Raw genomic sequence first — 11921 nt, forward strand, 5'->3', positions numbered from 1 at the left:
GTCTGGCTCTATCCTTAAGCCTATGAATAAAATTGCTGAACTCAAACGTGCCAAGCGCCTGGCGCTCTCATTGCTGCTGATCGCTGCCGCGACCTTCGTCATCACGCTGTTTTTGCCGCCTAACTTCTGGGTACTCGGGCTCAAAGCGATTGCTGAAGCGGCGATGGTCGGCGCGCTGGCGGACTGGTTTGCCGTGGTGGCGCTTTTTCGCCGGGTGCCGATCCCGTTTATCTCGCAACACACGGCGATTATCCCGCGCAATAAAGACCGAATCGGCGAAAATCTTGGTCAGTTTGTACAAGAGAAATTCCTCGATACCCAGTCACTGATAGCCCTGATCCGCCGCCATGAACCGGCGCTGTTGATCGGCAACTGGTTCAGCCAGCCGGAAAACGCCCAGCGCATCGGCCAGCATCTGCTGCAGATCATGAGCGGTTTTCTCGAACTGACCGACGACTCGCGCATTCAGCGGCTGATCAAGCGGGCGGTGCACAAGGCCATCGACAAGGTCGATCTCTCCGGAACCAGCGCGCTGATGCTGGAAAGCATGACCAAAAACAATCGCCATCAGGTGCTGCTCGATACGCTGATCGCCCAACTTATCGCCCTGCTCCAGCGCGACAGTTCACGGGCGTTTATCGCCAGACAGGTAGTGCACTGGCTGGAAACCGAACATCCGCTGAAAGCAAAGATCCTGCCGACCGAATGGCTGGGCGAGCACAGCGCCGAGCTGGTGTCTGATGCCGTTAACTCCTTGCTGGATGACATCAGCCACGATCGGGCGCATCAGATCCGCCACGCGTTCGATCGCGCCACGTTTAAGCTCATCGACAAGCTCAAACACGATCCTGAGATGGCCGCGCGGGCCGAAAGCATGAAAAGCTATCTGAAGGAAGATGAAGCCTTCAACCATTATCTTGGCGAACTGTGGGCAGACCTGCGTCAGTGGGTGAAAACCGACATTAACGCCGACGATTCCCGCGTGAAGCAGCGCATCGCCAGCGCCGGGCAGTGGTTCGGCGAAACGCTGGTAGCCGACAGCGCCCTGCGCGCCTCACTGAATGGGCATCTGGAGCAGGCCGCGCATAAAGTAGCGCCAGAGTTCGCCACTTTCCTGACGCGCCATATCAGCGACACGGTGAAAAGTTGGGATGCGCGCGATATGTCGCAGCAAATTGAGTTAAACATCGGTAAAGATTTGCAGTTTATTCGCGTCAACGGCACGTTGGTTGGCGGTTCAATCGGGCTGGTGTTATATCTGTTGTCGCAAATTCCGTCCCTGCTGACGCTGGCGAATTTTTAAGGAGAAAGATTCAATGACGATGAGCATCCGCATTTTTTCCCTGCGCGAGACGCCAGAAAAGCTGCACGAGATCACCGCTTACTTTCAGCAACAATGGGCCTCAGAAGACTCCATGGCGGTATACGAGGATGCATTGCGCCGTTGTATTGGCGCAAAGAACCCGCTACCGCAGTGGTACTGGCTACAGGATGGTGGCAGCATTGTTGGCTGCGCTGGATTGATCACCAATGATTTTATTAGTCGCGGCGAACTGTGGCCGTGGCTATGCGCGCTCTATATCGATCCTCGCTATCGTGGGCAGGGTCTGGCATTTCGCCTGATCGAACATATTGCACAGCAGGCCAGACTGCTGGGATTTATGCAGCTCCATTTGTGTACCGACCTGCAAGGTTTATACGAGAAAGCGGGATTTTACTTTGACGGGCCGGGCTATCATCCGTGGGGAGAAGTCTCACGGGTCTACAGTCGTAATCTGTAAACGCGCAATTGTTGCACATCAATAAAGCCTGACATGTTACAGGGTTATAATGCGGCGTCTTTTTACTGTCTCCCGTGTTACGGGGAAGGAAAATCATGCCGCTAATCACCGATTTACCCGCTATTTTCAATCAATTCTCCGACGCCCGTCAGAAAGGTTTTCTCACCGTAATGGATCTTAAAGAGCAAGGTATTCCGCTCGTTGGGACCTATTGCACCTTTATGCCGCAGGAGATTGCGATGGCGGCGGGCGCGGTCGTCGTTTCCCTGTGCTCGACCTCTGATGAAACCATTGAAGAGGCCGAAAAAGATCTGCCGCGGAACCTGTGTCCGCTAATCAAAAGCAGCTACGGGTTTGGCAAAACCGACAAATGCCCCTACTTCTATTTCTCTGACCTGGTGGTGGGCGAAACCACCTGCGATGGTAAAAAGAAAATGTACGAGTACATGGCCGAATTTAAAGCGGTACATGTAATGCAACTGCCCAACAGCGCCAGCGATGCGGCTTCCCGTGCGCTATGGAAAGCCGAGATCCGGCGTCTGCAGCAGGTCGTCGAAGCCCGTTTTGGCACAGCCATTACCGAAGCTGCGCTGCGTGAAGCCGTTATTCTCAAAAACCAGGAACGCCGGGCGCTGGCGAATTTCTACCGCGTTGGCCAACTTAACCCACCCGCACTTAGCGGCAGTGACATTCTGAAAGTCGTCTACGGCGCCACCTTCCGTTTTGATAAAGAAGCGTTGATCGACGAGCTTAATAGCATGGCAGAGCGCGTACATCTGGAATGGCAGGCAGGGAAACGTCTGGCGTCACGTCCGCGCATCCTGATAACCGGCTGCCCCATTGGCGGCGCGGCAGAGAAAGTCGTTCGTGCCATTGAAGAAAACGGTGGTTGGGTCGTGGGTTATGAAAACTGCACCGGCGCAAAGGCCACCGAACAATGCGTGGCGGAAACCGGCGATGTCTACGACGCGCTGACTGATAAATACCTCGCCATCGGCTGCTCCTGTATTTCTCCTAACGATCAACGCCTGAAAATGCTCAGTCAAATGGTTGAAGAGTACCAGGCTGACGGCGTCGTCGATGTTATTTTGCAGGCTTGCCACACCTACGCCGTTGAATCACTCGCTATTAAGCGTCACGTACGCCAACAGCACAACATTCCTTATATCGCGATTGAAACCGACTATTCCAGCGCAGATATCGGCCAGCTCAGTACCCGCGTCGCCGCATTCATTGAGATGTTGTGAGAAACGCAGATGACATACTCAATTGGGATTGATTCTGGATCCACGGCGACGAAAGGCGTTTTGCTGGAAGGTAACGTCATCAGACGCCGCTTCCTTTGCCCAACGCCTTTTCGCCCCGCGGACGCGATCGCGCAGGCATGGGAAACGTTGCAGGCTGGGCTGGAGAACCGACCATTTTTAACCCTCACCGGGTACGGACGGCAGCTCGTCGATTATGCCGACAAACAGGTCACTGAAATTTCCTGCCACGGGCTTGGTGCGCGATTGCTGGCTCCCGGCACCCGCACAGTGATTGATATCGGTGGTCAGGACAGTAAAGTCATCCAGTTGGATGACGATGGCAATCTCAGCGATTTCTTAATGAATGACAAGTGCGCTGCCGGAACCGGGCGGTTTCTGGATGTTATCTCACGCACCCTCGGAGCCAGCGTAGAGCAGTTGGATACGATCACTGCTGGCGTCGAACCGCATGCTATCACCAGCATGTGTACAGTATTTGCCGAGTCAGAAGTCATTAGCCTGCGCTCTGCGGGCATCGCGCCAGAGGCGATTCTGGCTGGCGTGATCAACGCAATGGCCAGACGCAGCGCTAACTTCATCGGGCGGCTTTCAGCACAAGCACCGCTGTTATTTACCGGCGGAGTCAGCCACTGTCACGCCTTTGCCCATATGCTCGAAGGTCATGTAGGCATTCCCGTACACACGCATCCCGACGCACAGTTTGCCGGTGCAATCGGAGCGGCGTTGATAGGCCAGCGTCAGGGGAAACGTCAGTGAAGGAAACGCTGTTCTTGTTTCATTCCACTGTCGGTGTCATCAAAATGCGCAAGGCGCTACAGGCCGCAGGGGTCCGCTTTCGGGTGGCGGATATTCCCCGCGAGCTACGCGGTGGTTGCGGACTCTGCATCTACATCGACTGTGCTACTGGCATGGAAGAAGAATGGGTGATCCCTGGGCATACCGAATCTATCTACCGCCAGGAAAACGGAAACTGGCGCTGTATAGCCGCGTTCCCCGCCTCCTGAACACGCCTGATTAGCGCGAAACGCTGATATATACTCGAATTATCCAGGGTATAAACAACCGCTTATAGTCTGTAAAGACCATCACTCCGCTAACGCCATAAATATATTTTCATCAGATTGTTCTGCAATTAAATGTCAGCATTTAATAACCTGTAAATAACAGTCAAACACCTCTCTAAAAACTTTATAATTTACTTTTATGTATATACATTTGCTGATAGTACATGCGTAAAAATGGACATATTACTTAAATTGCAACAACACTTGCGGGAAGAGCACATGTCGAGGTTAAAAAACTCATACTTGGGTTGATTATTCTGGCTGGTTTAATTAGCACGGTAGGCGATTATAAAAACTTTGGTCTATTTGGTGCAGCAGGATTGTTGATTATATTTCTGCTAACAACCGTTTTCTTGTGGCAATGGGCTTCTGGAAAGTTTCCGATGGAAGTCATGCGTATTTCCATTACGCATAATCCTCTTTTTTACCTCATTCTCTGTGCCGTTGCATGGGTAAAAGTGGATATCTGGAAATGGCTATTTAGCGATCTACAGACGGAACAAAACCAACCGATATGAGCCTCAAAATCATATGTAAAAAAGACGTCTTACTAAAGACGCCTTGTTCAATCATCACAAAAACTTAGAACTGGTAAGTCAGACCAGCAACAACCTGGTTATCGTCGTTTTTGCCATCAAGCAGGTTAATTTTGTAACCCACATCAGCCACCATGTTTTTGTTGAAGTAGTAATCAGTACCCAGCGCAACGTATTCGGTCTTATCCGTGTTGTTATTGGTGTCACGCGTATGCACGTATGCCACGTTCGGACGCAGGCCAAAATCAAACACATAGGCAGCCATCGCTTCAAAATGTTGTGCTTTATCAACACCCTGAATCAGATTATGGGACTCGCCGTACAGGGTCGCAACGTAGATAGCATTCGCGTCATATTTCAGGCCAGCGCCCCAGAATTCAGCGTTATTACCTTCCCACTTACCGTCTTTATTGCCTTTCTTTTGGTCTGCGGTAATTGAGCTATTTGTGTAGGTCGCAATGGCAGAAACACCGGAATCCGCAATATTGTCATAGCCCAGGGAGAAGCCGTAGCCGTTACCGTGCTGCTTAGCCGGATTTCCATTGGTGTCATCCTGACCCTGGTATTGCGCGCCGATGTTCAGACCATCAACGGCACCAAACAGATTTTTGGTGCGGAGTGTTGCAACGCCAGAAGTGCGTGTAGTAAGGAAACGGTCAGTATCCTCAAAGGAGTCGCCGCCGAACTCTGAAAGAGTATCAGTATAAGCTCCCACATCGTAAGCGATACCATAGTTACGACCGTAGTCAAAACTGACGTCATGACCATAATCCAGGCCAGCAAACGCCAGACGTGTATTAACGCCATCCTGAGAACCTTCTGCTTTAGCGGCATCAAACTGACTTTCAAACTGGCCGTAACCGGTCAGTTGATCGTTGATTTGCGTCTCACCGCGAAAACCCAGACGCGCGTAAGTACCATCAGCATCTTTACCATCAGTCCAGGAATGTACCGCTTTTACTTTGCCGTACAGATCCAATTTATTGCCATCTTTATTATAAATTTCCGCTGCATGAACGGAGGTTACCCCTAATGCCATTGCAGCTATGGATTAAGGGGCAATACCAATAACACACCAAAAAAAATACCAATGAAGGTAATAATGAAGTGGCAAGACATAATTCATTTTTGGATTTTCAATCAAAACCGGACAGCGATAATTACTCGAGACTTTCACTCTCATTAACTGAGCGATGCAACATTAACGCTTCCGCAATAATGTCTTGTTTACTTTTACGCGTTTCAAATGCCAGTGTTCGGACATATTCCCAAAGAGAAGTATCAACACGGGCACTTAAAAGAACCATATCTTTAGATCGGGTCCCTCTGGCTTTTCGGATATCGGGATAATCTCGAGAAGGCATTTTTAACTCCTGAACGTAATAACACGCTTATGGCGATGAAATATGCAGTCAGTGTAAAAACATGTCAACGGCAAAAAAAATCACAATAGTAATGAAACTATTAATAAACCCAAAAAAAGTGGAACGGCATTTCAAATGAAAGATAACTTGATTGTAGAATAATGTATAATTTTTACTTTACGAATATTTGTTCTTACTCATTTGATTAAAATGGGAGAGGCTGGACGAGTAATCAACCTGCGTAAACAAAACATCATTCTGACCAATAAGTTACAGAGCGTGATTAATGTCTACTTTTATCTGAACCCTCTGTTTTTATACGCCCTTAAGTACACATTAACGGCACTAACCGTTGGGCAAATCAGTGTGATTCTCACTTCGCATTGACCTGTTTTGTCGAAAAATAAGCACGAAAAGGTAAAAATAAGGTAAATGGTGCATTTTTTTGCACGCGAAAATAAGTTATTTTTAATTGATATATATCAATTTTCGCTCCGCAATTACGCTGCAAAAAATGCCATCAGCATTGATGGAAACATTATTTTACGTCGCGTCCAGACGGGGAAAATAGTCAGCGAAAATCAGCGGGAAGTGATACGCGGGCCGGAATGGCCCACGTTATAAAAGGGAAGGAAAATCAGGCGTTAACTTTATCCAGCGGCCAGGAATCAAACAGATAACCATCAAAATCAATGTCATCAACATTTGAAAACTCCAGCAGACGCTGTTTGACGTTTTCCAGATGCTGCCACATGGCCAGCTTGGCCGCGCGGGCATCTTTTTTAATGAGTGCCGCCAGGATCTGCTTGTGGTCGCCCATCCACTCTTTTCGGTAATGAGTATCGTCGAGGTGGCTATGGAGCTGGATCCACATCGGGTTGTTCTCACGCCACTGCCATGACTGGCGAAACAGCTCCACCAGCATGCTGTTATGCGTGGCTTCAGCGATGGCGAGATGGAACTGCATGTCGCCGCTTTCAGAACCGTTCGGCTCACTGGACGCCAGCTCCCGCTCTTCCAGTTGCAACGCCTGGCGCATTTTGACGATATCTTCGCGGGTAGCCTGCAGCGCGGCAAATTCGGCAATGTTGCTTTCCAGCAGTTGTCGCGCCTGCAACAGTTCAAACGGGCCCGCATCATTGCAGTGATTTGCATCCGTACTGTCGATAGTCTGCGCATCCGCATTGTCGAGCACGTAGATCCCGGCCCCGCGGCGCACGTCCACCAGGCCTTTAATTTCCAGCATGATTAACGCTTCGCGAACTACCGTGCGAGTGACATTGAGCATCTCGGCAATTTCACGCTCTGGCGGCAAGCGTTCACCGGGCTGGTACGGCGTCTGGACAATCAGATCGCGGATCATGGCACCCACTTCCTGGTAGGGTCTTTGCTGAGAAGTGTTCGATTTCATCGTGTTATGTCCGTCAGATGCGTGTAATCAGATACGGGGAATAGGTATCGAACTATAGCATTTGCGGGAGGGCAAAAACAGAAAACGGGTCAACCAAACCAATATTTTGATTGACCCGTCATAGTTCGGAGGTTATGCGTCAGCGCTTAATGCCGCAACGCACTCACGTGCGCCGTGTTCACATAGCTGTTGATACGTCGCGATAATGGTCTCCACAAAGCCAGCGTTTTCCGCCAGGTCATGACCAAAAATGCCAGACAGCCCCAGCAGCGCCGTCACGCGCTCGGCGCCCTGGTACTGTTGGTTAATGTGTTGAAATTCAGCCAGCATAGGGTCGACAACATCAATGGCCTGCCCTTGCTCATCCACACCGTGGGTGTAGCGCATCCAGCCCGCCACGCCCAGCGCCAGGTGACGCCAGCCGCTGGCATTTTGCAGGTGCAGACGCACCGGATCCAGCAGGCGCTGCGGCAGTTTCTGGCTGCCGTCCATCGCAATCTGCCAGGTACGGTGGCGCAGAGACGGGTTGCTGAAACGCTCGATCAGCAGTGTCGCGTAGGCGTTGAGATCGGTGCCTTCCGGCATCGAGAGCGTCGGCGCCTGCTCCTGCATCATCAGCGCAAACGCCGCTTTGCGGTACGCCGGATTGGTCATGGTATCGGCGATGGTTTCATAGCCGCCGAGATAGCCCAGATACGCAAGGAAAGAGTGGCTGCCGTTGAGCATGCGCAGTTTCATCATTTCAAACGGCACCACGTCGGCCACGAACTGTGCGCCAACCTTGTCCCAGTCAGGACGACCGTTGACAAAATTGTCTTCAATTACCCACTGACGGAACGGTTCACAGGCGATAGCACACGGATCGTAAACACCCAACTGGTCGGCAATCTCCTGCAACGTTTCCGGCGTCGCCGCCGGAACAATGCGGTCGACCATAGTGCACGGGAAAGTCGCATTAGCTTCAATCCACTGCGCCAGCTGCGGGTCGCGCGCCTGCGCCAGCCCCAGTACCGCGACTTTCGCCACATGCCCATTTTCACGTACGTTATCGCAGGACATCACGGTAAAAGCCGCCAGCCCCTGCTCACGGCGCAGGTACAGCGCTTGTACGATGTAACCAATCGCCGATTTCGGCGCGGTCGGATTCGCCAGATCGTGTTTAATCAGCGGGTTATTGAGATCTAACTGACCGCTGGCCGCATCGGTGCAGTAGCCTTTTTCGGTGACCGTCAGCGAAACAATTGCCGTCTGCGGGCGCGCCATCGCCTGTAAAATACCGTCACAGCCGTCAAGATCCGGGTGCAGCGCTTCTTTCATTGAGCCGATCACTTTCAGCACGGTGTTGTCCGCGCCTTTTTCCGCCACGGTATACAGCAGTTGCTGCTTGCGCAGATTTTCAATCAGTACGCGGTCGTTACCCGGCATCAGGTTAACTTCACAGATCCCCCAGTCGCTGTCGGTGGTTTCCAGCAAATGATGGGTATACAGCGCCTGATGCGCGCGGTGAAAAGCGCCGCATCCCAGGTGAACAATGCGGGATTGCAGGCGCGAGCGGTCCCATGCAGGGCGCGCAACCGGCAGGTCGCTATTGGCAATTGTCGTTGTCATCGTGAACTCCAGAACCCGTTGAAAGGCCAACGGATGAGAAAAGAAAAAAGCCGGCCAGACTGGTGGCCGGCAACTCACTTTAGCGGCTGAAGAAAGCGCGCTGGATAGCCATCTCAACGCCGCGCACTTCCGCCAGCCCTTTCAGGCGACCAATCGCGGAGTAGCCTGGGTTGGTTTTCTTTTTCAGATCGTCCAGCATCTGGTGGCCATGGTCCGGACGCATGGGGATCAGATCCTCTTTGCCCTCGGCTTTACGGCGTTGTTCTTCTTCAACGATCGCTTTCACCACTTCGTACATGTCGACATCGCCATTCAGATGCGCCGCCTCATGGAAGGTTTTCGGGTTATCTTCACGCAGCGTGGAGCGCAGATGGGTGAAGTAAATACGTGGGCCAAACTGTTTGATCATGTCGACCAGATCGTTGTCTGCCCGAACGCCGTAGGAGCCGGTGCACATGGTGAAACCGTTCGCCATGCTGTTGACCGTATCGACCATCCACTGCATATCTTCCACGGTGGAAACAATGCGCGGCAGGCCAAGGATCGGGCGCGGCGGATCGTCCGGGTGTACCGCCATGCGTACGCCAGCTTCTTCCGCCACTGGAATAATCGCCTTCAGGAAGACGGCGAAATTCTCACGCAGCGCGGCTTTATCGATATCTTTATAGCGCGCCAGATGCTGGCGGAACTGGTCGAGCGTGTAGCCTTCTTCCGCACCCGGCAGACCGGCGATGATGTTGCGGGTCAGACGCGCCTTATCTTCATCGCTCATGGTAGCGAAGCGTTCATTTGCCTGAGCAATCTCTTCGGCGGTGTAATCCGCTTCCGCGCCCGGACGCTGGAGGATATGCAGCTCAAAGGCGGCAAATTCAATCTGGTCAAAACGCAGCGCTTTGGAGCCGTCCGGCAGGACGTATTCCAGGTCGGTACGGGTCCAGTCGAGAACCGGCATGAAGTTGTAGCACACGGTACGAATACCGCACTGAGCCAGGTTACGCAGGCTTTGCTGGTAGTTGGCGATCCACTGCAGATAGTTACCGGAACGGGTTTTAATGTCTTCGTGGATCGGTACGCTTTCGACGACCGACCAGACCAGGCCCGCCTGCTCAATAATGGCTTTGCGTTTTAGGATCTCATCAACTGTCCACACTTCCCCGTTCGGGATATGGTGCAAAGCGGTGACAACACCTGTGGCACCCGCCTGACGTACATCCGCTAAGGTGACCGGATCGTTAGGACCATACCAGCGCCATGTCTGTTCCATGTTTTATTCCTCGTTACGTTATGGACTCGACGATATGGCACATAAATTCCTCCTTTTGGTATGACATGTCAACCTGAAGCTCAAAATTGGTTAACCAAATCACAATTCATGCTGATGATACCGCCATTTTACGGCCATGCAGCCCAGTAAGAATGTAAACATGTAACGCAATGTGACATTCATCGCATCAATGGTTAACCAATATATGTAACATCTCAACCAAAGTCATAATAGTTCAACCAATAAAGGTAGACGTTATATGCACGTTCTCAATATTCTGTGGGTCGTATTCGGCATCGGTCTGATGCTGGTGCTCAATCTAAGATTCAAAATAAACTCGATGGTCGCCCTGCTGCTGGCGGCGCTCTCGGTCGGTATGCTGGCGGGTATGGATTTAATGGAGCTGCTGCACACCATGAAATCCGGTTTTGGCAGCACGCTGGGTGAACTGGCGATTATCGTGGTATTCGGGGCGGTCATCGGTAAGCTGATGGTTGATTCCGGGGCGGCGCATCAGATTGCCCATACGCTGCTGGCGCGCCTCGGCCTGCGCTACGTGCAGCTGTCGGTGATCATTATTGGTCTGATCTTCGGCCTGGCGATGTTCTATGAAGTGGCATTTATTATGCTGGCGCCGCTGGTGATCGTCATTGCCGCAGAGGCGAAGATCCCGTTCCTCAAGCTGGCGATCCCCGCCGTTGCTGCCGCCACCACCGCCCACTCGCTGTTCCCACCGCAGCCGGGCCCGGTTGCGCTGGTTAACGCCTACGGCGCGGACATGGGCATGGTCTACATCTACGGTATTCTGGTGACCATTCCGAGCGTGATCTGCGCCGGGCTTATCCTGCCGAAGTTCCTCGGCAACCTCGATCGCCCAACGCCGTCATTTATGAAGGCCGACGTACCGGTTGACCAGAACAATCTGCCCTCCTTCGGGGTGTCTATTCTGGTACCGCTGATCCCGGCAATCATCATGATCTCCACCACCATCGCCAACATCTGGCTGGTGAAAGGGACGCAGGCGTGGGAAGTGGTCAACTTCTTAGGCTCTTCACCGATTGCAATGTTTATCGCTATGGTTGTCGCCTTCGTGCTGTTTGGTACCGCGCGTGGTCACGACATGCAGTGGGTGATGAATGCCTTTGAAAACGCGGTGAAAAGCATCGCCATGGTGATCCTGATCATCGGCGCGGGCGGTGTACTGAAGCAGACCATTATTGATACCGGCATTGGCGATACCATCGGCATGCTGATGTCGCACGGCAATATTTCTCCGTACATCATGGCGTGGTTGATAACCGTGCTGATTCGTCTGGCAACCGGTCAGGGCGTAGTCTCAGCCATGACGGCAGCGGGGATTATTAGCGCCGCCATTCTCGACCCGGCAACCGGCCAACTGGTTGGCGTTGACCCGGCGTTACTGGTGCTGGCAACGGCGGCGGGCTCCAACACCCTGACCCATATCAACGATGCCTCGTTCTGGCTGTTCAAAGGCTACTTTGACCTGTCGGTGAAGGATACGCTGAAAACCTGGGGTCTGCTGGAGTTGGTGAACTCCGTGGTTGGCCTGATTATCGTATTGATCATCAGCATGATTGCATAACGTCGATACCGCTCTGGCCCGC

General features: G+C 52.3%; 11 protein-coding genes. 6 read left to right on the plus strand and 5 right to left on the minus strand.

Annotation, left to right across the window (positions count from 1 at the left end; genetic code table 11):
• The first annotated feature begins 22 nt into the window (after nt 1–22).
• The 5 genes from G8S19_RS19355 to G8S19_RS19375 all read left to right on the plus strand — a co-directional run bounded on the left by G8S19_RS19355 (nt 23) and on the right by G8S19_RS19375 (nt 4053).
• Nucleotides 23–1303 carry a DUF445 domain-containing protein gene (locus tag G8S19_RS19355; protein WP_199970050.1) on the plus strand — a complete coding sequence of 427 codons (1281 nt, stop codon included), beginning with the start codon at nt 23–25 and terminating at the stop codon, nt 1301–1303.
• 13 nt (nt 1304–1316) lie between these two features.
• Complete coding sequence (locus G8S19_RS19360; protein ID WP_101743010.1) at nt 1317–1781, plus strand: GNAT family N-acetyltransferase; 465 nt, start codon at nt 1317–1319, stop codon at nt 1779–1781.
• 95 nt (nt 1782–1876) lie between these two features.
• Nucleotides 1877–3028 (plus strand): double-cubane-cluster-containing anaerobic reductase, encoded by a 1152-nt coding sequence (locus G8S19_RS19365; protein ID WP_061067158.1) that lies wholly within the window; start codon nt 1877–1879, stop codon nt 3026–3028.
• A gap of 9 nt (nt 3029–3037) precedes the next feature.
• A complete protein-coding gene (gene yjiL, locus G8S19_RS19370; protein ID WP_124020758.1) occupies nt 3038–3805 on the plus strand; it encodes a putative 2-hydroxyacyl-CoA dehydratase activator YjiL in 768 nt (255 codons plus the stop codon).
• On the plus strand, nt 3802–4053 hold the full coding sequence (locus G8S19_RS19375) for a DUF3343 domain-containing protein (protein WP_086523573.1): 252 nt from the start codon (nt 3802–3804) through the stop codon (nt 4051–4053). Before yjiL ends, G8S19_RS19375 begins: the two co-directional genes overlap by 4 nt.
• Before the next feature lie 642 nt (nt 4054–4695).
• Here G8S19_RS19375 and G8S19_RS19380 read toward each other — a convergent pair.
• The 5 genes from G8S19_RS19380 to uxuA all read right to left on the minus strand — a co-directional run bounded on the left by G8S19_RS19380 (nt 4696) and on the right by uxuA (nt 10296).
• Nucleotides 4696–5688 carry a porin gene (locus G8S19_RS19380; RefSeq protein ID WP_199982370.1) on the minus strand — a complete coding sequence of 331 codons (993 nt, stop codon included), beginning with the start codon at nt 5686–5688 and terminating at the stop codon, nt 4696–4698.
• Nucleotides 5689–5809: 121 nt separating this feature from the next.
• Nucleotides 5810–6013, minus strand: a complete 204-nt coding sequence (locus G8S19_RS19385) for a hypothetical protein (protein ID WP_071887314.1) — start codon at nt 6011–6013, stop codon at nt 5810–5812.
• Nucleotides 6014–6650: 637 nt separating this feature from the next.
• Nucleotides 6651–7424 carry a Uxu operon transcriptional regulator gene (uxuR, locus tag G8S19_RS19390; RefSeq protein WP_003033268.1) on the minus strand — a complete coding sequence of 258 codons (774 nt, stop codon included), beginning with the start codon at nt 7422–7424 and terminating at the stop codon, nt 6651–6653.
• A gap of 132 nt (nt 7425–7556) precedes the next feature.
• Nucleotides 7557–9032 (minus strand): fructuronate reductase, encoded by a 1476-nt coding sequence (locus tag G8S19_RS19395; RefSeq protein WP_115601052.1) that lies wholly within the window; start codon nt 9030–9032, stop codon nt 7557–7559.
• A 79-nt stretch (nt 9033–9111) separates the two neighbouring features.
• Entirely contained in the window at nt 9112–10296 is a 1185-nt protein-coding gene (gene uxuA / locus G8S19_RS19400; protein WP_003837169.1) for a mannonate dehydratase, read from the minus strand.
• A 259-nt stretch (nt 10297–10555) separates the two neighbouring features.
• Here uxuA and gntP point away from each other — a divergent pair, with 259 nt between their 5' ends.
• Entirely contained in the window at nt 10556–11899 is a 1344-nt protein-coding gene (gene gntP / locus G8S19_RS19405; RefSeq protein WP_003033260.1) for a gluconate permease GntP, read from the plus strand.
• The last annotated feature ends 22 nt before the right edge of the window (nt 11900–11921 follow it).

This window comes from Citrobacter sp. SX206 (genome assembly GCF_024181025.1).
GTDB classification, from domain to species: domain Bacteria; phylum Pseudomonadota; class Gammaproteobacteria; order Enterobacterales; family Enterobacteriaceae; genus Citrobacter; species Citrobacter youngae.

Bases quoted from the DNA above. Each gene is read 5' to 3' on its own strand.
- G8S19_RS19355 (WP_199970050.1), top strand. From the start codon at position 23: ATGAATAAAATTGCTGAACTCAAACGTGCCAAGCGCCTGGCGCTCTCA.
- G8S19_RS19360 (WP_101743010.1), top strand. From the start codon at position 1,317: ATGACGATGAGCATCCGCATTTTTTCCCTGCGCGAGACGCCAGAAAAG.
- G8S19_RS19365 (WP_061067158.1), top strand. From the start codon at position 1,877: ATGCCGCTAATCACCGATTTACCCGCTATTTTCAATCAATTCTCCGAC.
- yjiL (WP_124020758.1), top strand. From the start codon at position 3,038: ATGACATACTCAATTGGGATTGATTCTGGATCCACGGCGACGAAAGGC.
- G8S19_RS19380 (WP_199982370.1), bottom strand. From the start codon at position 5,688: ATGGCATTAGGGGTAACCTCCGTTCATGCAGCGGAAATTTATAATAAA.
- G8S19_RS19385 (WP_071887314.1), bottom strand. From the start codon at position 6,013: ATGCCTTCTCGAGATTATCCCGATATCCGAAAAGCCAGAGGGACCCGA.
- uxuR (WP_003033268.1), bottom strand. From the start codon at position 7,424: ATGAAATCGAACACTTCTCAGCAAAGACCCTACCAGGAAGTGGGTGCC.
- G8S19_RS19395 (WP_115601052.1), bottom strand. From the start codon at position 9,032: ATGACAACGACAATTGCCAATAGCGACCTGCCGGTTGCGCGCCCTGCA.
- uxuA (WP_003837169.1), bottom strand. From the start codon at position 10,296: ATGGAACAGACATGGCGCTGGTATGGTCCTAACGATCCGGTCACCTTA.
- gntP (WP_003033260.1), top strand. From the start codon at position 10,556: ATGCACGTTCTCAATATTCTGTGGGTCGTATTCGGCATCGGTCTGATG.